This window comes from Marinobacterium rhizophilum DSM 18822 (assembly GCF_000378045.1).
GTDB classification, from domain to species: Bacteria; Pseudomonadota; Gammaproteobacteria; order Pseudomonadales; family Balneatricaceae; genus Marinobacterium_A; species Marinobacterium_A rhizophilum.
In genome coordinates this window covers 23,634-45,726 of sequence record NZ_KB899093.1, presented here as the reverse complement: position 1 = coordinate 45,726, position 22,093 = coordinate 23,634, and the positions used below count along the sequence as shown (strand labels likewise).

The 22,093-nt window shown below is 55.4% G+C and carries 17 protein-coding genes; 3 read left to right on the top strand and 14 right to left on the bottom strand.

Annotation, left to right across the window (positions count from 1 at the left end; translation table 11 throughout):
• Window positions 1-126 precede the first annotated feature (126 nt).
• Window positions 127-888, top strand: a complete 762-nt coding sequence (locus F451_RS0106440; protein WP_020680537.1) for a DeoR/GlpR family DNA-binding transcription regulator — start codon at window positions 127-129, stop codon at window positions 886-888.
• 16 nt (window positions 889-904) lie between these two features.
• Here the strand turns inward: F451_RS0106440 and F451_RS0106435 are convergent, their stop codons facing one another.
• Complete coding sequence (locus tag F451_RS0106435) at window positions 905-2,725, bottom strand: sigma 54-interacting transcriptional regulator (RefSeq protein ID WP_020680536.1); 1,821 nt, start codon at window positions 2,723-2,725, stop codon at window positions 905-907.
• A 324-nt stretch (window positions 2,726-3,049) separates the two neighbouring features.
• Here F451_RS0106435 and pdxA point away from each other — a divergent pair, with 324 nt between their 5' ends.
• On the top strand, window positions 3,050-4,063 hold the full coding sequence (pdxA, locus tag F451_RS0106430; RefSeq protein ID WP_020680535.1) for a 4-hydroxythreonine-4-phosphate dehydrogenase PdxA: 1,014 nt from the start codon (window positions 3,050-3,052) through the stop codon (window positions 4,061-4,063).
• A gap of 32 nt (window positions 4,064-4,095) precedes the next feature.
• Complete coding sequence (locus tag F451_RS0106425) at window positions 4,096-5,280, top strand: sialidase family protein (protein ID WP_020680534.1); 1,185 nt, start codon at window positions 4,096-4,098, stop codon at window positions 5,278-5,280.
• Between the two features lie 728 nt (window positions 5,281-6,008).
• Here F451_RS0106425 and F451_RS0106420 read toward each other — a convergent pair.
• From F451_RS0106420 to F451_RS0106355, 13 genes are all read right to left on the bottom strand, one after another.
• Complete coding sequence (locus F451_RS0106420; RefSeq protein WP_020680533.1) at window positions 6,009-6,755, bottom strand: SDR family NAD(P)-dependent oxidoreductase; 747 nt, start codon at window positions 6,753-6,755, stop codon at window positions 6,009-6,011.
• Window positions 6,756-6,813: 58 nt separating this feature from the next.
• On the bottom strand, window positions 6,814-7,455 hold the full coding sequence (locus tag F451_RS0106415; protein WP_020680532.1) for a YjbE family putative metal transport protein: 642 nt from the start codon (window positions 7,453-7,455) through the stop codon (window positions 6,814-6,816).
• A 93-nt stretch (window positions 7,456-7,548) separates the two neighbouring features.
• Window positions 7,549-9,210 (bottom strand): ABC transporter ATP-binding protein, encoded by a 1,662-nt coding sequence (locus tag F451_RS0106410; protein WP_020680531.1) that lies wholly within the window; start codon window positions 9,208-9,210, stop codon window positions 7,549-7,551.
• Window positions 9,203-10,141 (bottom strand): ABC transporter permease, encoded by a 939-nt coding sequence (locus F451_RS0106405; protein ID WP_026291554.1) that lies wholly within the window; start codon window positions 10,139-10,141, stop codon window positions 9,203-9,205. The genes F451_RS0106410 and F451_RS0106405 overlap by 8 nt, the downstream gene beginning before the upstream one ends.
• 3 nt (window positions 10,142-10,144) lie before the next feature.
• Window positions 10,145-11,062 (bottom strand): ABC transporter permease, encoded by a 918-nt coding sequence (locus F451_RS0106400; RefSeq protein ID WP_240476449.1) that lies wholly within the window; start codon window positions 11,060-11,062, stop codon window positions 10,145-10,147.
• A 148-nt stretch (window positions 11,063-11,210) separates the two neighbouring features.
• Window positions 11,211-12,719 (bottom strand): ABC transporter substrate-binding protein, encoded by a 1,509-nt coding sequence (locus tag F451_RS0106395; RefSeq protein ID WP_020680528.1) that lies wholly within the window; start codon window positions 12,717-12,719, stop codon window positions 11,211-11,213.
• A 200-nt stretch (window positions 12,720-12,919) separates the two neighbouring features.
• Window positions 12,920-13,789 (bottom strand): dihydrodipicolinate synthase family protein, encoded by an 870-nt coding sequence (locus tag F451_RS0106390; protein ID WP_020680527.1) that lies wholly within the window; start codon window positions 13,787-13,789, stop codon window positions 12,920-12,922.
• Window positions 13,790-13,835: 46 nt separating this feature from the next.
• Window positions 13,836-14,972 carry an iron-containing alcohol dehydrogenase gene (locus F451_RS0106385; protein WP_020680526.1) on the bottom strand — a complete coding sequence of 379 codons (1,137 nt, stop codon included), beginning with the start codon at window positions 14,970-14,972 and terminating at the stop codon, window positions 13,836-13,838.
• Window positions 14,959-16,140: a four-carbon acid sugar kinase family protein gene (locus F451_RS0106380; protein ID WP_020680525.1), complete on the bottom strand. Its 1,182-nt coding sequence runs from the start codon at window positions 16,138-16,140 to the stop codon at window positions 14,959-14,961. Before F451_RS0106380 ends, F451_RS0106385 begins: the two co-directional genes overlap by 14 nt.
• 546 nt (window positions 16,141-16,686) lie before the next feature.
• Window positions 16,687-17,700: an FUSC family protein gene (locus F451_RS0106370; protein ID WP_020680523.1), complete on the bottom strand. Its 1,014-nt coding sequence runs from the start codon at window positions 17,698-17,700 to the stop codon at window positions 16,687-16,689.
• Window positions 17,701-17,899: 199 nt separating this feature from the next.
• A complete protein-coding gene (locus F451_RS0106365) occupies window positions 17,900-19,417 on the bottom strand; it encodes an SLC13 family permease (protein ID WP_020680522.1) in 1,518 nt (505 codons plus the stop codon).
• Between the two features lie 415 nt (window positions 19,418-19,832).
• The gene (gene cynS, locus F451_RS0106360; protein ID WP_020680521.1) at window positions 19,833-20,282 is read right to left on the bottom strand and encodes a cyanase; all 450 of its coding nucleotides are present in this window, start codon (window positions 20,280-20,282) and stop codon (window positions 19,833-19,835) included.
• 91 nt (window positions 20,283-20,373) lie between these two features.
• Window positions 20,374-22,092, bottom strand: a complete 1,719-nt coding sequence (locus tag F451_RS0106355) for a bifunctional protein-serine/threonine kinase/phosphatase (protein ID WP_026291551.1) — start codon at window positions 22,090-22,092, stop codon at window positions 20,374-20,376.
• Window position 22,093: the final 1 nt, after the last annotated feature.

Sequence of the window (22,093 nt, the reverse complement as noted above, 5' to 3'; positions counted from 1 at the left end):
CGAACACGGCCCCTGAGCTGAATGACACAACAGTAGAAATGCCGCTCTCCCGATCCAGCGTTGCAATCTTCCCGGAGATACGAGTATAACTTTTTGTAATTCAAAGCAATGTAAGTGTGCTCAGCCATGAAAGTAGCGAACAGACGCCGAACCATACTCGAACTGGTGCACGCCGGAGTGAGTAATGTTAATGAGCTATGCTCGCGCCTGGGCGTATCGGAGGCGACGGTCCGGCGCGATCTGACAGCACTGGCTGAAGAAGGCTCGATTATTCGCACTTACGGCGGCGCCCAGCAGCGCCAGAGCCACGTGCCAGAGATGCCGGTAGAGCACAGACGCGAGCTTTACAACCAGGAGAAAAAGCGCATCGCCAAAGTGGCGATGTCGTTCATCAATGATGGCGATGTGATCATTCTCGATGGTGGAACGACCCTCTGTGCGCTGGCCAATCTGTTGTCCGGCCGCACACAGCTGCACGTCATCACCAATAACCTGCTCGCTGTCCCCCTGTTGACCGCCAACCCCGAGATCAAACTGACACTCCTTGGTGGCGAATTGAGAAGCTCCAGCATGTCCACCTTTGGCCCGGTTGCTCAGAACGCGCTGACTCGCTTTAGCGCCGACAAGGTGTTCCTCAGCGCCGATGGCGTGGTTGCCGACAGGGGCTTGTGCGAGGCAAGCGAGGAGCAGGCGTATCTAAAGGAGTGCATGATTGCCCGGGCTGCACAGACCTTTGTTCTGGCCGACAGCTCCAAGATCGGCGAAGGTAATCAGCCCTACTGGACACCGATGCATTTCGATTGGACCCTGATCACCGATGCAGATGAGGCAGCCGACTTCCTGCAACCTTTCAGGACGAAGCCCCATATAAGGCTACAATTGGCCTGAACCTGATGGCCAGGTTTCAGGATGCGTCCGTGCCCGACTCATTCAGCTTTTTACGCACCGTCGCACGGTCGATGCCCAGAATAGTCGACACCTTGCTGATACTGCCTTCGGCATCGTACAGCGCCAGAACTATCTGTTCTTCAATCTTTCTTAACGGCCGGTACAGGTCGAGCGCTGTGCCGCCCTCTGCCTCCTCTGACTGGTCGAAGGCGTCAAAATCCAGTGCGCCGGTGAGAAAATAGCGCTCACAAATGTTCTGCAGCTCACGCACATTGCCGGGCCAGCTATGCTGCTGGAGCTGTTCTATTTCCCGTGCACCAAGCGCTGGCTCTCGACGCTCACCGGACAACCGCTCGAAGAACGCGGTGAACATCGGCACAAGGTCTTCCAAACGCTCGCGCAACGGCGGGATCTTGAGGTGCAATACGTTGAGGCGGTAATACAGATCCTGACGAAAACGCCCGCCCCTGATCTCGTCCGGCAAGCACTTGTTGGAGGCGGAGATGATGCGGATATTCACCGGTATCACCTTGCTGTCTCCGACCCGGACGATCTCCCGCTCCTGTAGCGCACGCAGTATCTTCGCCTGCGCGCTCATATCGAGCGCATCCACCTCGTCAAGAAACAGGGTTCCATCGTGTGCCTGTTCAAACAACCCCGCCTTGCCGCTGCGCCGCGCGCCGGTAAAGGCGCCTTCGGCATATCCGAACAGCTCACTCTCTACGAGCCCGGCGGGAATCGCACTGCAATTGATAGCGATAAAGGGACCTTCGCTGAAGGCACTGTGACTGTGGATGCTTTGGGCAAGTAACTCTTTGCCGGTTCCGGACTCACCATTGATCATAATGCTGCTGGCGGTAACGGCATAGCTCATTGCCTTATCGACACAAGCGGCCATTACCTTGCTGTTATGCAGAATGTCACTGAAACGGTATTTGGAATAAAACCCCCGGGAACGCAGGTTCTTGCGCACGCGGCCGCTGATGTCATTGAGCTGCTCGACTGCGTGCATCAGTATCAGCGCACCGTCCCACTGATCCATCGTATAAATCGGATAGATCGAATAGGTGTAATCATCCCCCTGTCGATGAAACACCTCACCCTTGACCTCACGTTTTTCCTGGATCAGCCGGCTGATCTTCTGGTCGATATCGGTCGGGGACTGAATATTGAGATCATAGTGATCCTTGGAGCGCACAATATTCAGGCTCTCGTCCACGAGCAGAAAACCACAGTCGATTGCGTTGGTGATCTGCACCAACTGACTTTGCTTCTGACTCATGTCAAACATGTACTGGTAGTATTCGGACGCGGACTTCAGGGCTTCATCAATCGATGACTCCCCCGTCTCCACCAGTTTGAAATCCACACCGCCCCGCATGGCAATGTTGCCCGCCGCCGCGTCACCGATGATCAGGTTCACACCCTTGAGACGGATAAGCTCCGTCAGGCTCTCCTGATCCTGATGCATATCCAGATTGATATACAGCAATGACAAACCCAGGGCGCCATAGGTTTTCTCAGCAGTAGGCACCAGGTCGGCAAAGCCGATCACGGCACAGGTACGGCCCGGCAAATTCCCGAGGTGCTCCAGAAAATCGAACGGCGTGTAACGCAGATGCACCACCTTGACATCGAGCTGATCATCGATCAGCTGAGCGGTACCGCCACGGCTGATCACAATCTGATTGCCGAAGCGGATACCGTTGCGAGCTGCGGCGAGCCCTTCGTATAGATCGCCTTCTATAACGTCAATGTTCAACGCCAGCGCAGCGGCACGACGAGAAGCCAGATTGGCCAGTTTTTTATAAGGTGCAATGAAGCATACGGGATGCATAAGCTGATTTGCCTTGACTCTTCGGGTCCCCATGGAGGGATAGATTTTTTATTCAGTATCACAAGTTATCATGTTTTCGGCGCGCACGATTGAGTCCCACCGAGACCTGAAGCCACCGTCGGTGACCAAACCCTCCAGAAATGACAGAACCGATCAAATCAGTATAAGACAGTAAACGATACGGTCTGAAGCCCCGCTTACCCTCAGCAAAGCCACCCTGACTGCCCAAAAAGTAGCCAAATCACTTGCACAAATAGATTGATTCGATCATATTATGACTGTTTCAGTCATTATCGTACGATAACATCACCGCTGGAGTAAATCATGGCTTTAAAACCTGTAATTGGCATCACCATGGGCGATGCGGCGGGAATCGGACCGGAGATCATCGTCAAAAGTCTGGCCCACCCGGAACTCTATGACACCTGCCATCCGCTGATCATCGGCGATACGAAGCGGCTGCAGAAAGCCGATGAGATCGTCGGTACAGGGTTAAAATTTAATACCATCGAGCACCCCAGAGATGCACTGTTTACCCCTGGAACCGTAGACTGTATCGACCTGGGCCTGATACCAGAGGATCTGCCGTTCGGCAAGATATCCCCTGTCGCGGGTGATGCAGCCTATCGCTATATCGAACGGACGATTGACCTGATCAAGGATGGAGAACTGCAGGCGATCTGCACGGCCCCGCTGAATAAGGAAGCCCTGCATGCCGGCGGTCATATATTCCCCGGTCACACCGAGATTCTGGCCCACCTGGTGGGGGTAGAAGAGGTATCGATGATGCTGTCCGCACCCGGATTGCGCGTCATCCACGTGACCACCCATATCGGTCTGATTGACGCAATCAACAAGATCGAGCCAGGCCTGGTACTGCGTACCATTGAACGAGCACATGACACACTTCAACGCGCCGGTATCGAGAATCCGCGTATCGGGGTCTGTGGCATCAATCCCCATGCCGGTGAAAACGGTCTGTTTGGCTACGGTGAAGAGGAAGATAAAATCATTCCGGCGATCAAGGAAACCCATAGCCGGGGATGGAACGTCGAAGGTCCCCTGCCGGCTGACACCCTGTTTTTCCGGGCCGGGCGCGGTGACTTCGACATCGTCGTCGCAATGTATCACGATCAGGGGCATGGCCCGGTCAAGGTGCTGGGACTGGAAGCCGGCGTGAATATTACCGTAGGTCTGCCGGTGATACGCACCTCGGTCGATCATGGTACCGCGTTTGATATTGCCGGCAAGAGTATCGCCGACGAACGCAGCCTGCTCGAAGCGCTCAGGCAAGCCATCGAATTGGCCAACCGCGAGAAAAGCAGCCACGCAGCCTGATAATTCAATTCAATCAGTTCTGGACGAATACGATGACCTCTCTACAAGACAACAATAACACCCTGTCCGATACCAGCATTGAATACATCGCCGAACTACCATACGCCGATATTCCTTCGCTTTATCCTCAAAACCATGCTGCCAATCTGTTGCCACTTGGCAATGGCGACCTGCTCTGCGTATGGTTTGGCGGCACCCAGGAAGGAATGTCCGATATATCGGTGATGATGTCCCGGCTCCCAGCGGGCACCATGGTGTGGGACGCACCGATCCAGCTGTCGGACGACCCCACTCGTTCGGAGCAGAATCCCATTCTGTTCAGAGCGCCGGACGCTCGTCTCTGGCTTCTCTATACCGCGCAGAAATCCGGTAATCAGGACACGTCCATCGTCCGGCGCCGCATCTCCGACAACGATGGCCAGACCTGGGGACCGGTCGAGGACCTGTTCACCCAGCCCGGAACTTTTGTCCGCGAACCTCCGGTGATCCTGGAAAACGGCGACCTGCTGCTTCCCCTCTTCTACTGTTGTACCCAGCCTGGTGAAAAGTGGGTTGGGAACAATGACATCAGCGCGGTCAAGATCAGCACTGATGGCGGTCTATCCTGGAGTGAAGTTGAAGTTCCCAACAGTGTTGGATGTGTTCATATGGGAATTCAACAGCTCAATGACGGCAGCCTGATCGCACTGTATCGCAGCCGTTGGGCCGACTGGATTTACTGCAGTCGCTCCGAAGATAACGGCCGAACCTGGAGTGAACCTGAGCCAACCGAGTTGCCGAACAACAACTCGTCGATCCAGTTCGTCAAGCTCCACAATGGCCACCTGGCCCTGGTTTACAACCATTCTCAGGCGGATGAACAGACCGAGCGCCGCGTCTCGCTGTACGACGAAATTGAGGACGAAGACGATAGCGCCACCCTTCCCGACCTCGCCAACATGCAACAACGCTCCGCCTTCTGGGGAACGCCCAGGGCACCGATGAGCATTGCCCTATCGAGCGACGGCGGCCGCAGCTGGCAGTACAAAAGGGACATCATGCGGGGCGACGGCTACTGCATGACCAATAACTCTGAACGCAAACTCAACCGAGAGTTTTCCTACCCCTCGGTAACCCAGGCGGCAGACGGCCGTATCCATGTGGCCTTTACCTACCACCGCCAGTTCATCCGGCACTTCGTACTTGATGAGGCGTGGATCAAACAGACCGGCAATTAATCTATCAACCGGGCGATGAAACAGGCCGTCCTGGCCCGTTCCATCGTTGCCCTTGATAATCGGGGCGGAATTTTGTGACCCCCCGATTTTTCAAGGGCTCGCATTGGCCATTGGCCAAGGGTGGCGTGTCCTGCACCCCTGTATTAAACCGGTGCTGACGACGTCATTTGCCACCGGCTCAATATCCATTTTTAACGTCCGGTTCCCGACCTGCATACGTCGGGAACCGGCCCCTTCTCACCTCATATTCCCCCAGCCATCGATCATTACCCTTCGGGCACATCGGTTCGTTGCGGTTCGTTGCAAAATGCCGAGAACACCAGCCCAGCGGCAGGAAAGCCGGTTAAACGCGATGCGATAAATGCCCAGCGAAAACGCTTTCCTCACACGCTGGACCATGGGTGCGGGATGACCATGGAAAGTCGCAAGCAGCCCTGACGGTTGGCCTGCTCGCTCTATATAACAACAGGCTGAGCTTTGATAATGGCGGGCACCGAAACAGCGGGGTTTACACTTTGAAAGGGATGAATCAGCATCAAGATGTTCAAGCGGATGACGCAAGAATAGCGGAACAGGGACGACAGTCTCCCGAAGACCAGAGCAGCATTTCCCGGCACCGCGCGATTAGCCCAAAAAAAAGCCGCTGGGACGGCGGCTAACAAGGATGCCAAAGGTTCTGGCTCCGGCAAGTTTTAACTGGCAATCTGATGACTCAGATCGACGCCGAATCAGTTCATGTAGGTTCCGCCATTGACGTTGATCAACTCTCCGGTTACGAATCCCGACATCTCGCTGGCCAGAAACAGTACGACATCTGCCACATTCTGCGGCGTGCCGAGCCGTTTAAGGGGCACTCCGGCTACGACCCTCTGGCGATACTCCTCGCTCCACTGCTCGCTCATATCCGTCTCCACCGGGCCTGGACAGACTGCATTCACCAGAATGTCGTGACCGGCCATCTCCAGCGCAAGATGCATCGTCAGATAGTTGACCGCCGCCTTGGATGCACCGTATGACGGGGCCGCATTCTTGTGTGCGGTTTTGGCCGTCGTCGAACTGACATTGATAATGCGGCCGGCACCCTGCTCGATCATCAACGGCAACACAGCCTGGCAGAAATAAAGGGTACCGTTGAGGTTGACGTCGACAACCCTCTGCCACTCCTCAATACGCATATCGAGGGTGGAGCTTCTCATGTTGATACCCGCATTATTGACCAGTATATCCACGCGCCCAAACCGCTCATGCACCAGCGACACTGCCCCTTGCGCAGTTGCAACGTCAGCAACATCGCCGGCAAACACCAGGGGCCTGTCGGCAAAAGTGGCTATCTCGTCTGCCAGCGCATTAAGCTTGATTTCATTGGTACCGTGTATCAGCACGCAGGCGCCATTGCGGGCGAGCGTCATCGCCACGGCTCTGCCAATACCCCGGCTGGCGCCTGTTACGATAGCCACCTTACCTTTTAACAACATGAAGCAGCTCCTGTTATTTGTTCAAATTGTCCAACGGCGCCGCACGGCAAGATCCCGGTTAATACAGGGATGCAACATGGGGTGCCAGATCCATAGTGCCGCGCCAGATCATGTCGAGCGAGACATACAAAATGATGATCAGCCCCATATAGGCGATCCATTGGTGACGCTGCAGAAGTCCGGCAATATAGTTGGCCGCAAGTCCCATCATGCCGATGGATACCGCCAGACCAAAAATCAACACGCCAGGATGCTCCCGTGCAGCGCCCGCTACGGCCAGCACGTTGTCCAGAGACATGGAGAGATCGGCGACGAGGATCTGCACCGCAGCCTGTCGCAGGGACTTGGTTGCCCCGCCCGACTGAGACGACAGATGTCCCTGCGCCTCGACGGCGACCAGCGCCGCCTTCCTCAAGGCCTGGAGTTCACCGAACATTTTCCAGCACACCCACAGCAGCAGTAACCCGCCGGCCAGCAGCAAACCGATGACGTCAAGTAGCTCAGTGGTAACAGTTGCCAGCAGTATTCTCAAAATGGTGGCCGCTGCTATGCCAATAGCAATCGCCTTATTGCGCTGGCTGGCGGGCAGACCGGCGGCGGCCAGACCAATCACCACGGCATTGTCGCCGGCCAGGGCCAGGTCGATCATGACAACCTGCAAAAGACTGCTCATCACATCCAGCGATATCGCATCAAACACGACTGAATCCCTTTCTGCATGGGGGGACTTAAAGTGCAGAAGCCCCCTTAATCAATGACCCATTGTCGCCAAACACAATCCTGATCGGCGGACCTACACCACCGCCATGCGTCGCTCACGCTCCCGTTTTTCACGCCGCTGTGCCTGTACATCCGGGTCGGCGTCGGGGCTCGCATCCAGCAGCGCCCGTGTATAGGGATGAGCAGGATGGTTGAAGATCTGCTCGACCTCCCCGACTTCCACTATCTCGCCATCCTTCATGACAATTACTCGATCGGCGAAGTCGCGTACCACCGGCAGATCATGCGCAATAAAAATAAAGGACAGCCCCAGATCCCTGCGCAGATCGCTCAGCAGTTTTATCACCTGAGCCTGGATCGAGACGTCGAGCGCAGAGGTCGCTTCGTCGCAGACGATCAGTTCCGGGCTCAAGGCCAGCGCTCGGGCGATTGCTATGCGCTGACGCTGACCACCGGAAAACTGGTGGGGATAACGCGCCGCATGCTCGGGACTTAACCCAACCTGCACCAGCAGCTCAGCGACGCGCTCCTTCCATTTAGCCCTGGGTAGGAGTTGTGGATGAATCTTCCAGGCTTCACAAACCAGTTTCTCCACCGTCATGCGGGGATTGAGCGACTGGGTCGGATCCTGGAACACCATCTGAATCTCACGACGCAGTTCAAAGAGTTCCTTCGGATTGAGTTCAAACAGGTCACGTCCCTTGTACAGGGCCTTACCTTCGCTGGGTTCCTCCAGCCGCAGCAGCGTCTTGGCCATGGTCGACTTGCCGGAGCCCGATTCACCGACGATGGCGACGGTCTCACCCGGCATCAGGTCAAAGCTGACGCCTTTAATTGCCTTGAATTTGCCGTAGTACTTGACCACGTTCTCGACACTCAGCAGCGCATCCCGCCCCTCACGCAAACCGGTCGCTCCGCCCTGACGCCCCAGATGTCCAGGCGCGGCTGCTATCAGCTTTCGGGTATAGTAATGCTGCGGATTCTTGAACACCTCGCGCGTCAGACCGCTTTCGACAATTTCCCCCTGGTTCATCACCACCACCCGATTGGCAGTTTCAGCGACAACACCGAGGTCGTGCGTAATCAGCAATATCCCCATGCCGGTTTCCGCCTGCAGCTCCTCCAGCAATTCCAGGATCTGCGCCTGAACGGTAACGTCCAGCGCTGTGGTCGGCTCGTCAGCGATCAGGATATCCGGCTCGAACCCCAGTGCCATGGCGATCATCAAACGCTGGCGCTGACCGCCAGAAAACTGGTGCGGGTAGGCATCAAACTTCTCCTGCGCGTCAGGCAGGCCAACGCGTTTCATCAACTCGAGCGCGCGCTGGTTTGCCTTGTCCTTATCGACACCATGCACACGCAGGCTTTCGGCAATCTGCCACCCGACCGGATACACAGGATTCAGGTGCGCCAGCGGATCCTGGAAGATCATCGCAATCTTGGCGCCATTGATGTCACGCCGATGTACATCACTCATGTTGAGCAGGTCTTGCCCGCGGTAATGGATCGAACCCTGGGTGATATAGCCCGGCGGTGTATCGATCAGGTTCATGATCGCCGATGCAGACACACTCTTACCGGAACCGCTTTCGCCCAGGATCGCCAGGGTTTCACCCCGATCCAGGTGGAAGCTGACATTCTTGACCGCTTGAAAACGGCCGTTAGCCGTGTGGAACTCAACGGCGAGCTCCTTCACTTCTAGAATGTGCCGGTACTGGCTATTGGTGTTAGTCATTGTTCTTCCCCCCCATTTCAAGCCGCCAGCGCTGCACCGGATCGAGCACGATACGCAACCACCCCGACAAAAGATTGAGAGACATGGTCGTCAAGATGATCGCGATCCCAGGCCAAAATGAAAGCCACCACGCCTGATGCAGGTAAGCCTTGCCTTGAGACACCATCAGTCCCCACGTGATATCAGGCGGCTGAATGCCGATACCCAGGAAACTCAGCGCGGATTCGGCCAGCATGACAAAGGCGAAGTCGAGCGTACCGATGGTAATCAGGGTCGGCACGACAATCGGCAACATATGTCCGAAGATGATGCGCATACGGGATGCGCCCATGACGATAGCCGCCTGCACGAACATCCGCTCACGAATCTCCAGCACCTCCGCACGTGTGGTGCGCAGATAAACCGGAATGCGGGTGATCGCTAGCACCAGCACCAGATTCAGTACGCTCGGCTCCATCATGTAGAGTACGATCACCGCCAGCAGCAGCGAGGGGAAACTCATGATCACATCGGCCAGGCGCATAATCGTGTCACCCAAACGGCGCGACGAGTAACCGGCGATCAGGCCCAGCGCTCCGCCGATCACCAGCGATGCAAACACAGCGCAGCTGGCAATCAGGATCGTATTTTGCGCAGCAACCGCGATGCGCGCCAGGATACTGCGTCCCAGCGAGTCGGCCCCCAGCATGAATAACCAACCCTGGCTCCAGTCAAATGGAGGGGCATTGCGGCCACGCAGGTTCAGCTTGCTTGCTGCGTCTTCCAGAAAGTAAGGGCCAATCGCAGCACAAACCACAATCAGGACCAGGAACAGCGCTGCGATGCATGCAAATTTATCGGCCCATAACAATTTCATTATTGTCAGGGCGGGATGTCGGGGTACCTCAAGCATCGGAGCCACTCCGGTGCAGTTCGTGGATGATGCGGCCATGACTCAATACCTGATTCGGGGATCGAGCACTGCGTACAGCAGGTCAATCAGAAGATTCATAATGAATATCGCCAGCGCCGTTACCATGATCGAGGCAAGCACGACCGAAAAATCGCGCTGCAGAATACTGTCGATCATGAGCTTTCCGACACCGGGAAAACCGAAAATGGTTTCGATCACGACGGCGCCGTTTAGCATACCCGCGGCCTGATCGCCGATCACAGTGATCACCGGAAGCATGCCGTTACGCAGGGCGTGAACGAAAATGATAGCCCGCTGACGAACCCCTTTGGCGCGTGCTGTCTTCACGTACGGCGAGGAAAGCGCCGAGATCATCGAGCCGCGCACGACCTGAAGAATCAAGCCAAAGGGTCGAATAAACAGGACAGTTATCGGCAGCACCCAGTGCCAGATGGTTCCGGTACCGGATGTGGGCAACCAGCCCAGGCTAACCGCGAAAATAAAGATACCGACGATTGCAACCCAGAACTCCGGCGTACTGGCGGCAATCAGGGACATGATGCCGGATAGACGATCGAATACACCGCCGACCCTGGCCGCTGCAAGAGAACCGATGATGATAGCGAACAGGGTAACCAACCCCATCGTCACCACAGCCAAGGTCAGCGTCCAGGGGAATGCCTCCAGCACCACCTCAAGCGCAGGACGCGCCTTGCGGATTGACTCACCAAAATCAAGGTGCAGAACATCGTAGACGTAGCTGCCAAACTGCACGATCAGCGGATCATTGAGTCCATGCAGCACCCGGAAATTATCACGCGCTTCCATCGGTGCATCGAGTGGAAGATACAGATTCGTCGGGTCGCCGGTTAGGCGAGTAAGGAAAAATACCAGCACAATAAGACCGCCAAGCGAGACTGCGCTGCTTATCGCTCTTCTGCCTATAAATGATTTCATCATAGCCTCGGGGACCTGAAGTTATGTTCAGGGGTAACCAGGGAGCGGACTCCCTGGTCTTTTCGACTTTGAAATCGCTTGCGCGCTTTCCAGTCTATTGGCTCACTCCATGCCCAGTACGTACGAGCAATGAACAGGCTTTCTCGCGGGCCTACTTGATCTTGATCTGAGCCAACTGCAGTTCACTATTGGTGGAAATGGTCGGTTTGAAATCAAGTCGCTCGGACACTCGGCTGAAGCCCACCATATGGAAGAGCACGGCATCTGACAGGATCCGGTCGTTGACCTCGGCTGCCACTTTCTTCCAGAGCTGCTCGCGTTCTTCACCGGTAGCGCTGGTCGCCGCTTCAATCAGGCTATCGACAGTCGGATCGCTGATCGTGCTCTGCTCTCCCTGGCTGTGGTATTTCCAGTACATGGTGAATACCGGATCTCCCTTGGCGTTGTCATGTTGCGCTTCGATCAGCTGAGGCCCCCGGTTCTCAGCATAGGGTTTCGTGTACATGTTAACCCACTCGGCCACATCGAAGTTTCTCAGAGAGGCGTTGAAGCCGGCTTCCTGGAGCATGGACAGGATGGCTTCCATCGTTTCCGTTGAGCCCGGGAACATGTTCGCGCGGCCCACCAGTTCCAGCTCAGTCTCAACCGGAACGCCATCCGCTTTTGCTTCGGCCAGCAGTGCCTTTGCCTTCATCAAATCGTATGGCTGTACCGGCACATCCGGATTCCAACCCATGGTCGTTGGCGGAACCAGTTGACTCGCCAGGATCACGTCCTTCGGAAGCACGGTGCCACGGAAGGCATCTCGGTCGATCGCCAGGTTGAGCGCCTCACGTACGCGACGATCGTTCAGCGGCGGGATCTCATTATCCAGTCGCAGATAGAGGGTTTCCGAGTTTGGATAAGAGAAGTCAGTTGCCGAGTTGTTCGCATCCTCCTGCGAGATGCTCGGTGCAATATCGGCCTCACCGGTCTGCACCATCGCCGCCCGCACCGCGATGTCGGAGCGGAAAATATAGGTGGCATTCTCGACGTCCGGCTTTTCACCCCAGTAGTCGTTGTTGCGGGTCAGAACGATGTTCTGTCCGATAGCGCGGGATTTGAAAACATAGGGCCCGGTGCCGACCGGCACGCGCATAAAGGCGTCCGGACTGAGCCCCGAGGGGACAATCGTCAACGAGGACATCAGCAGCGGCAGGATCGGCTGTCCGACTTTGGCAGTGAAGTCGATTGTGTGCGCATCGATAATCTTGGGCGTCAGTTCGATACCGCCGAAGTATTTTGCACCGATCTCGCAAGAAAGCTTGGGACTGGTAGCACGCTCAAGCGAATAGGCTACATCTTCGGCATCGAAACTGGAGCCATCGGTGAACTTGACGCCTTCACGCAGGTGAAAACGCCAGGTCAGATCATCGACCGCTTCCCAGCTCTGAGCAAGACGGGGACGAAGACCCCCGCCACTGCCGTCCAGTTCTGTCAGTGTTTCAGATATATTTTGCAGAATGACACGCCCGATGTTAGATCGGGATGACATACAAGGATCCATAACGTCCAGGTCTTCACTCAGAACGATAGTGACGTCGTTGGACGCGGCGAACGTCGGCGCAGCGGACATAGCAGAAACAGCGACACCGAACATGCATGCGAATAAATTGCGCATGGTATTACTCCTTTTATTCTTATTCAAAAATGACTCGTACTTATTATTTTCGCGCCAGAATACTCAAATCTTTCCAGGCATCCTAGTCACGATCCTAGCTTTTTTATCATGTAAAACCCGGTTCACATTTATTCATCCTCATACCTCACTAGATAGCACATCAGACCTTCAAAAAAAGGCCAACCATCGTATCGAATAAATCAGCTTTTAAGTAAATCCCTGACAGTCTCACTCAGATCACGCAGTTGACCTTTGGGACTTCTGCTCAGTCCATTTTCAGTATTAATTGCATACATCGCTTCCTTCACCATATCGGGCGGAAAGCCTAGCGAATACAGCGACTGGCGCATGGCGGTAACCTTGTCCTGAGCGGCAGAAGCCTGTTCCACATTACCTTGGCTGAAGTTACGCCAGATATCATTGACCTCCTGGCCCAGCACGTTGGCCAGACCCGACACACAGCCACTGGCACCATTCTGAAATCCGTGCAGGATCAGGGAGTCAGGCCCGGTCATGACCTCGATGTTGCACTCTTGCCGCAGTTCAAGGTAACCATCCAGGCTCTCCTGGGTGCCTGTACTGTCTTTTATGCCAACAATATTGGGGTGCTCGGACAGTTTGCGCACCGTCGCTTTCTCCAGGGTATTACCCGTGCGCGCAGGAATGGTGTAGAGGAACAACGGCACCTCAAGCGCATCGGCTAAGGTCGCGTAATGACGCTCTATCTCGCTTTGCGTGCACGGAATGAAATAAGGCGTAATGGCGGATACGGCATCGACGCCAAGCCGCTGTATTTCCTTACCCAACAGGATCGATTCGCGAGTGGAGGCACACCCGATATGGGCAATAACCTTTGCCCTGCCGGAGACCGCCTCGACGCATTGCCTTGTGATATCAATTTTTTCACTAAAGGTTGTCGCGTAGAACTCGCCATTGGTACCGTTACAAAAAATGTTATTACCAAACCCTATCTGCCGCTCGACCAGTTTTGAAAGCTGAGAAAAGTTAACAGCTTCATCGTCAGCAAAAGGTGTAATGATCGCTGTATAAACACCTGTAAACACACCCATAAAAATCGCCCTTTATTATTTGTTATTTAGCTAATCCGCAACTAACTCAAGCAAACTGCGAGTATATATTTTTCGCATCTTCCGGCGTAATGGGAACCGGGCTGTTTTCAATTAGACGCCGAATCGTCATTGCATCTGTAATCAAGCCATCCACATCAACGCTGGGCAGATTGCATCCGGCAAAGGAGGTTGGCAGTTCAAATTCGCCAGACAAGTCCTCAATATAATTCATCAGCAGTTTGCTCATATCCAGGTCAGCGCGTTTCTCTGCGGGGAACAGCGAGCTGGCGATCTGCGCAAGTTTTCCGCTGTAGCTGGGCAGGTGTTCTTGAAAACAGGGCACCAGTAACATCGCGTTGGCAACTCCATGGGGCACGTGGTAACGCCCTCCCAGAGGATAAGACAGCAGATGCACAATATGGGTGCCGGCATAGGCAATGGCAGATCCGCCACAATAGGAGGCAAACAACATCTTCTGCCACGCAGCCACATCATGGGGATCGTTGTGCACCGCACGAATGTTCTTCAGCAGCGCAATCGCCCCGTTGAAGGCGTAGAAATCACTGATAGGATTAGCCTTGCTCGATGTGAAGCATTCCAGACAGTGCGCCAGCGCATCGAAGCCGGTGGAGGCGATCAAAGATTTAGGCAGTGATTCAAGGAAAAAGGGATCGAGAATTACCAGATCAGGCTTAAGCATGTGGCTGATGATCGCTGCCTTATTATTCTTCTCCGGTACCGCAAATATCGCGTTCGGCGTCGCTTCAGAACCGGTACCGGCCGTCGTAGGTATAAGGATCAACCCTTTGCGTGCCGACAGCGGAGTCCCGCTCAGCATCGCCTCCAGCGACAGATCGCCCTGCACCAGCGCGGCCAACACCTTGGCGGTATCCAGCACGCTGCCACCGCCGATACCGATCACCTGATCGACCGGTTCGTCACCTATAGCCGAGGCGATCGCCGCCATATCGAATACCCTGGGCTCCGCCGGCACGTCGTCTACGATACGAACCACTGAAGCACACTCTTCGACGAGCGCTACCAGCTGCTTTACGGCATCCAGTTCCTTCAGCGCCTGCGAGGTGACAACAACAACTCTGTCACCCTTGGCAATGTAATGCGCTATATTCTTGAAACTTTGATAGCCGCTTAAAACATTCGCGATCAGATCAGGCTGTAGCATGGTTTACCATCCTCACAAACAGTTCGGGCTCGCCAAAGGAGCCGGGTTTAGACGCAATATAGGCGCGATCAAAAACACCCCCCTCGACTCTTCCAAGGGGCATCGTCTTTTCACTGGCATGTTCCATCGAGACCGCCTGAGCCCCACTGCGATGCAGCAGTACAGCGGTCGTTTCGCCACCACAACATACGATTTGAAGCACTGGCAGAGCCAACGCAATGCGTTGCGCCATATCAGCCAGACAATTGGCGGCATTGCGCGAATCCGATTTGGTGATAACGCCGGATTCCGGCAACTGCGTCCTGATGATGAAGTACCGCTGAGATTCAGCACACTCCAGTGCAACGGCAACCAGTCGATCCAGGTAATCCAACGGATCTTTTTGCCAACTGATGACATCCACTGATACATCGACAGCACCGAGGGTCTCCACCATGTAATCAGCTTGCTGACGGGAGCGAGGGTGAAGGCTTCCCACCACAAACAGCCACTTCCCGGCTGTAGACCCCACGAGAGAAATGACATCAGACGATCCAACCAGCACCGTATCGGGCAACAAGGTGGGAATAGAATTCAGGTCGTCCTGGGACACGGCATCGACCACAACAACATCGTGGGTTTTGAGCTGTTCAGCGATGCAAGCGTGGAGATTGTGCTCATCATTCCCATTGGGAACAGAGGCCACGGTCATCGCTGAATCGCTGACGATTTTCTCGGCAATCGATGAAGTGAGTATCGGATTCAGGGGATCATGCGCGAGTTCAGATTCAGTCAGCCTGACGCCCTTGATGAGCACCTCGCCGTTCATCACAGTGCGACCTTCACTAAGCACCGGCACCGAGACGATAAACCTGGCATTCGGTAGGTAGGACTTGATCTGCGCCAGTTCAAAGCCGATAGGGCCGCGCAACAACGAATCTATCTTCTTCGCCACGCAGTACCGACTCATATCGAGTGTATGAAATATGCGGTGATAACATTCACGCAGCTCATCTTCACTCATCAATCGACTGTCGGTATTAAGCACAACAACCTGATGCTGTGAGAACAGGCTTTCCACACCCTCTACGGACAGCGCCACGCCGGTTGTGATGTGCTTTTGCTTTAATTTTCCGGCAACTTCTTGGCCGCCGGTAAAATCATCAGCCAGAACAAGGTATTTTTTCATCTTATTGTCATCTCCTGTCCTGACTGTAAAAGCAAACGCTATGCCAATATAAAAAATCATTACTTAACAATGACTTACATATACAAACCATTAAATACAGACAGGATGGTGGTTAATTATTTCTCATGTGCGGTGAAATTTTACGCAGACGAGGAAGTCTTCCCCTTAAGTCTTCTATTGGCGACCACTCATCGACTACATGGGAAATGGCATGGACTCCCTAGGCCTTTGACATCACGGATGACTCCTGCAGGATCGGACGTTTGCGGTCGCTTAATGGGCTAAATCTGGGGATACAGAGCGAGAAAAAGAGTTCATGGGCAAGACTACACGGAACGCTCTTGGCAGCATTTGAGCATGTCGCGGCCTGCTAGGGAGCCGATAAGGAGACTGGATAAGGGGATTCATTAATGCACACCTATCACTCAGCGGAAGTCGCCACTACGACGATCCTCCACTGGGCCTGGCAATTACAAAAGAAGGACGCAATGGTAAAGACTCTCAGCAACGCAACGGCGCAGCGTGACTGGTGACGCGGACAGGCCCCTAGCGCGGCTTCATTCGGGCTTCCAGCGCCCGGAAAAACTTGGGGTGGTGGATCACCCAGCCACCCACAAAGCCAAAACTACTGCCCAGCACGATGTCGATCAGCCGTGACAGGATCAGCGTGTCAGGCGCTCCGACCGCGACTGTGGAATCGGCAAAAATGACCGTTAGCGGCGTAATGAATATCACGGCCAGACCGTAATTTCGCGTGATAAGGCTTTCGATAATAAAGCTGAGCCCCGTAATGATCAGCACCAGCATCCAGACGCCGGGCGACAAGGACAGAATGATCCATGCCAGGCCCATACCGATAACAGTGCCGACCACCCTGTGCACATTGCGCTGCCACACCAGTCGAAAACTCGCCCCCTGCATGATGGCAGCGCAACTTACCGGCGCCCAGTAGGGGTTATCCAGCCCGATCAGCAGGGCGAACAGATAGCTGCCGCCGATAAAGATGCCGATGACGCTCGACTCAAGAATAATGGCGTTGATATTGCGATCGGGCGGCCCTGGCGGCGTATCAAGTGCCCGGTTGAGAACATACGTCCGGCCAATGCTGTACGCCAGTGCCAGCACACAGGCTCCCATGGTGCCGAACAGTAATATCCCCACTCGCTCCGGTGCCAGCGATAAATCAAACGGCAGGGTTCTGCCAAGGCAGGCCACGAGAATAAAGAAAAAGCTGCCCGGTGGCGGCAACGCAAAATGGCGACTGACGAGGGTCGCAAAAAAGGCGGTCAGCCCCAGGGTCCCGGCCGACAGGTAGACATCAAAGCTGGTAAGCACGCCAAGGGTAAAACTGACAGCAAAGCCGAAGGCACAGAGTGCCATTGTGACCATGCGATGGGGAATCGGCGTCTGTGGCATATACAGCATGACCAATCCGCCCATGCTGCCAAGAATTCCCAGTGCAAACTCGTCCACCCAGGCGCCCAGGAACACAGGAAGTCCCGTGGACAGGGCAATCATTGTCAGAAAGCCCCAGGGCCGTTTTTGGTCACTCAGCGTCAACAGACTCCTGAGGTTATCCGACAAACGAACCACATCATCCGCGCCTGAATTATGCTGTCCCACGCTATTCCCTCATGCTGGCAACACCTGTGTCTCCATACTTCCTAATCGATTCGTCATGAGGCTGTCGGGTGCAGATCCTGATACCGGCAGCATGACATTTAAGTTCGGGCATCAAAAAGCGTGTTGCCAATCACTTCTAAATACCAAATACGACGCCTGAAAGCAGGTACATGGCTACGAAAGTGACCCCCACAGCGATAATGTTCAGCCAAAAACCTGCCTTGACCATATCCTGAAGCTGCATCCTTTCGTAGGAAAAGACGATGGCGTTCGGCGGCGTGGCGACGGGCATCATGAACGCCATTGAAGCGCTGACCGCGACCGGCACCGCGAGCAGGCGGGGATCCAGCCCGAGACCCACGGCCACGGCGCCGAGAATCGGCAAAAAAGTCGCCGCCGACGCCGTATTCGACGTAATTTCCGTGAGGTAAACAATAGACCCGCTAACCACCAGCACCAGCAACCAGCTGCTGACATCAAAGTTTGAGACCGAAGACCCAATCCAGCCTGCCAGCCCCGTACTGCTGAACGCGCCCGCCAGTGCCAGGCCACCGCCAAACAACAGCAGTACGCCCCAGGGCAGATCCCGGGCTGCGCTCCAATCGAGCACGAACTCGCCTTTTTCCCGCGACAGCGGCCAGGCGAACAGTACCAGCGCGGCGAGCAATGCCACGGTGGTATCACTGATGGGAAGGCCGGTCAGCGTAACCAGCGGCGTACGAAAGATCCAGCCCAATGCCGCGGCCAGAAAGACCGCACCGACAATTTTCTCAGCCTTGCTCATGGCACCCAGCTCGGCGAGCTCAGTGGTGACCACCTGGCTCACATCGCCAATACGAATCTGACTGGAGGGAAAAATGATCCGCGTGAGCATCAACCAGCTCAGTGGCAGCATCACCAGCACAATCGGAACCCCAAACAGCATCCAGGTAAAGAAATCGATCTTTATACCGTACGTTGTGGACAGAAAGCTGGCGAGCAGGGCGTTGGGAGGCGTGCCAATCAGTGTGCCGACCCCCCCGATGGACGCGCTATAGGCAATACCCAGCATCAGCGCCACGCCGAAATTGCGCACCGCCTTGTCATCCGCCGTCTTGCGCGCGACAAAATCGATGACCGACAGGCCAACCGCATACATCATGATGGTCGCCGAGGTATTTGAAATCCACATGGACAAGAACGCCGTTGCCAGCATAAAGCCGCCGATGACGCTGCCAGGCGTGGTACCGACAACCGCCACAATGCGCAGGGCGATACGCCGGTGTAGCCCCCACTTTTGCATCGCGGCGGCCAGCAGAAAGCCGCCCAGAAACAGGAAGATCAGCGGGTGAGCAAAATTGGCGGCAACCGGCGTCATGTCGGCAATGCCAAACAGCGGCATCAGTGGTATTGGCAACAGCGCCGTCGCCGGAATCGGTACCGCCTCTCCCAGCCACCAGATAACCATCCAGGCAGCCAGGGAAACCAAACGCCAGGCCTCGGTGTTCATGCCCTCGGGGGCAGGAAGCAGATACAGCAACAGGGCGGCTAACGGACCGGCCAGCAGTGCGGCAAAGCGATAACGATGCCCACCTGCGGCGGGCTGAGCCGGTTGAGGCAGACTCACGGCCTCATCCACCGGCATCACGTTTTCGTTGGTATCGGCCGATTTCATTCGAGCAAGGCTCCTTTTTATAGGGTATTGGCAACAGGCGGATAACCCACACGTGACAGGCTAACGTAACGATTCGCGAAGGCAAGGACAGTATCAGCCCCGTTGGATTCGATACCGCGTTACGCCAGGAAGGTTGCCCGATATCGAAACCTGCGCACCAGTAACGTAGCCTAATTCTGCCGCACAGCCAGGTGATAGGGATAATACCCGCCAGCGAGGTACATGACGGGGACGAGGAGGAAAATTCAAACAGTACTCTGCATCACCCACACAAAACTGACACGGCAGCGATAGCGGCCTTGGCAATACGCGGGACGGGCCCTGAAGAGACAACTAATGACGTGGCACTAATGAAGATAGAGGACGCGGGGCACAGAACAGCGGCTGCTCTGTGCCCCGGACAGGTGGCGGGAATTCAAAAGGTCTTGTAAGGCAAGAACTTGCCGGACATCACCACCTGCACACGGTCGCCATTGGGATCTGGCTGGCGCTGCAGGTCCATCGAGAAGTCGATTGCGCTCATGATGCCATCGCCAAACTCTTCATGGATCAGTTCCTTGATAGTGCTGCCGTACACATTGACCAGTTCATACCAGCGATAGATCAGCGGATCTGTCGGTACCGCCGTCGGTAAAGAGCCCTTGCTCGGCGTTACCTGCAGCCAGGCCACCGCCTCATCTGGCAGGCCAAACAGTTCACCGACAATCTCGGCCTGCGCCTTGTTAAAGGTCATCTGTCCCAGGCAGGCGGCCGTCGTCCATTCCTTCGACAAGCCGATGGCCGCGGCAACGTCGCTCCATTTAACACTCTTGGCGACCTTGGCACTCAGAATCATCTGGGTTACTTCGTCACGATTACTGATCATTGATGGCATCCTCTGTGATTGAGATGGGTCTGATTTTCAGCGTTTAAAAAGTATTCAGTCGCCTCCTGACCGGCGCGGTGCGTCCAAACGCCTACCGGTTCAGCAGCACAACGATAATGCCGGCCAGAACGACCGAAATGCCCTGCCAGAATCGAACCGGGTTGCGTTCGAGCAGCGGCGGCCGGGTCCTGTTTAAAAACTGCCTGTTCGGCTGGCGCAGATCGGCCATGAACTCGGACAGTTCCTGGTAACGCTTGTAGGGGTTGGGATGCACGGCTTTCCTGAGGGTTTCATCAATCCAGGCGGGAATTTCCCGCTCATCATGCAGAATCGAGCCGTACTGCAGGCGTCGCTGTGCCGCCGCGGTGCGGGATTTGGACACCTGGTTTGCGTACGGGAAAGCGCCCGACAGCATGTGATAGGTCAACACGCCCAGGGAATACAGATCGGAGCACGTCGTGCCGACCTCCCCCATAAAATACTCGGGCGCCGTATAGAGTGCGGTGCCAAGGATATCGTCCTGCTCCAGGGCAAGGTCGGCCTCCACAATACCGGCCACCCGGGCGGCACCAAAATCTATAATTTTTACCGTGCCGCTGCTGTCGATCATGATGTTATCGGGCTTGATATCCTGATGCAGGATCTCCATGCGATGCAGCGCCTGCAGGCCCTTGGCAATCTGCTCGACAATGCCCCGCACCGTTTCAAGCTCGGGTCTGGGGTTATCCACAAGCCATTGTTTCAGGGTCTGCCCTTCGATGAACTCCATCACCGTGTAGAGATATTGGCGTGGGCGGCTCTGCGGGCCCGCCTTGAGCACATGAGTGTTGTTTATGCGCCGGGCCGTCCATTCCTCCATCAGAAACCGCTCCAGATAGGCCGGATCACCGCGCAAATCTATGGAAGGGATTTTCAGCACCACCCGTGTATCCGTTGCCTCATCCAGCGCCAGATAGACATGGCTGCGACTGGTCGCGTGCAGCTCACGCAGGATTTTGTAGCCATCGAAGCGCGCGCCTTGCGCCAGAATGGGCGGCAGTTCCAACTGCTCAGCCTCAAGGTGAAGCGGATTCGAACCCGGTTGGGGCAGCGCGTCAATGCGCACTATCTGAATGCTGAGATTGTCTTCACTTCCCCGTTCCAGCGCATGCTCGACAATATCCCTGGCGGCGGCGTCCAGGTCGCTGCTTGTTTCAATACTGTTGAGGATAAAACCCGTATCGGCGTGCTCATAAACGCCATCGGTCGCCAGTATGTAGATGTCACCAAGGCTGAGCGGCCGCGACTGATAATCGAGTTCGATCCGGGACTCCACGCCCAGCGCGCGGCTGAGGTGGCTTTGCTGTTGCGATACCCAGAGCCGATGATCATTGGTCAACTGCTCCAGACCCCTGCCATGCACCCGGTATATGCGGGTGTCGCCGGCATTAAAGATATGCGCCCGGGTCGATTTGATCACCAGGGCGCTAAGCGTACAGACGTAGCCCTTGTCCTTGTCGTACCGGTAGGGGCTGTTCATAGTCTGGCTGTACAGCCACGCATTACAGGCCGTCACGACCCGCTGCACGGCGTTCTGCACCGACCAGGCATCCGAGGTGCAGAAATAGTCGTCAAGAAAATTGGTCACCGCCGTTTCACTGGCAATATGACTCAGTTCACTGCTGCTGATACCGTCTGCCATGGCAAAAGCGACACCCTTGAGACTCAGTAACGGCTCACAGGGCAGATAACAGGCATGAAAATCCTGATTGGCCGCCTTGCGACCCTTATCGGAATGCTGTCCCACGGATACTTTTAAACGGCTGCTCATG

Coding starts and splice junctions, on each gene's coding strand:
- F451_RS0106440 (WP_020680537.1), top strand. CDS start 127: ATGAAAGTAGCGAACAGACGCCGAACCATACTCGAACTGGTGCACGCC.
- F451_RS0106435 (WP_020680536.1), bottom strand. CDS start 2,725: ATGCATCCCGTATGCTTCATTGCACCTTATAAAAAACTGGCCAATCTG.
- pdxA (WP_020680535.1), top strand. CDS start 3,050: ATGGCTTTAAAACCTGTAATTGGCATCACCATGGGCGATGCGGCGGGA.
- F451_RS0106425 (WP_020680534.1), top strand. CDS start 4,096: ATGACCTCTCTACAAGACAACAATAACACCCTGTCCGATACCAGCATT.
- F451_RS0106420 (WP_020680533.1), bottom strand. CDS start 6,755: ATGTTGTTAAAAGGTAAGGTGGCTATCGTAACAGGCGCCAGCCGGGGT.
- F451_RS0106410 (WP_020680531.1), bottom strand. CDS start 9,210: ATGACTAACACCAATAGCCAGTACCGGCACATTCTAGAAGTGAAGGAG.
- F451_RS0106405 (WP_026291554.1), bottom strand. CDS start 10,141: ATGGCCGCATCATCCACGAACTGCACCGGAGTGGCTCCGATGCTTGAG.
- F451_RS0106400 (WP_240476449.1), bottom strand. CDS start 11,062: ATGATGAAATCATTTATAGGCAGAAGAGCGATAAGCAGCGCAGTCTCG.
- F451_RS0106395 (WP_020680528.1), bottom strand. CDS start 12,719: ATGCGCAATTTATTCGCATGCATGTTCGGTGTCGCTGTTTCTGCTATG.
- F451_RS0106390 (WP_020680527.1), bottom strand. CDS start 13,789: ATGGGTGTGTTTACAGGTGTTTATACAGCGATCATTACACCTTTTGCT.
- F451_RS0106385 (WP_020680526.1), bottom strand. CDS start 14,972: ATGCTACAGCCTGATCTGATCGCGAATGTTTTAAGCGGCTATCAAAGT.
- F451_RS0106380 (WP_020680525.1), bottom strand. CDS start 16,140: ATGAAAAAATACCTTGTTCTGGCTGATGATTTTACCGGCGGCCAAGAA.
- F451_RS0106365 (WP_020680522.1), bottom strand. CDS start 19,417: ATGAAATCGGCCGATACCAACGAAAACGTGATGCCGGTGGATGAGGCC.
- cynS (WP_020680521.1), bottom strand. CDS start 20,282: ATGATCAGTAATCGTGACGAAGTAACCCAGATGATTCTGAGTGCCAAG.
- F451_RS0106355 (WP_026291551.1), bottom strand. CDS start 22,092: ATGAGCAGCCGTTTAAAAGTATCCGTGGGACAGCATTCCGATAAGGGT.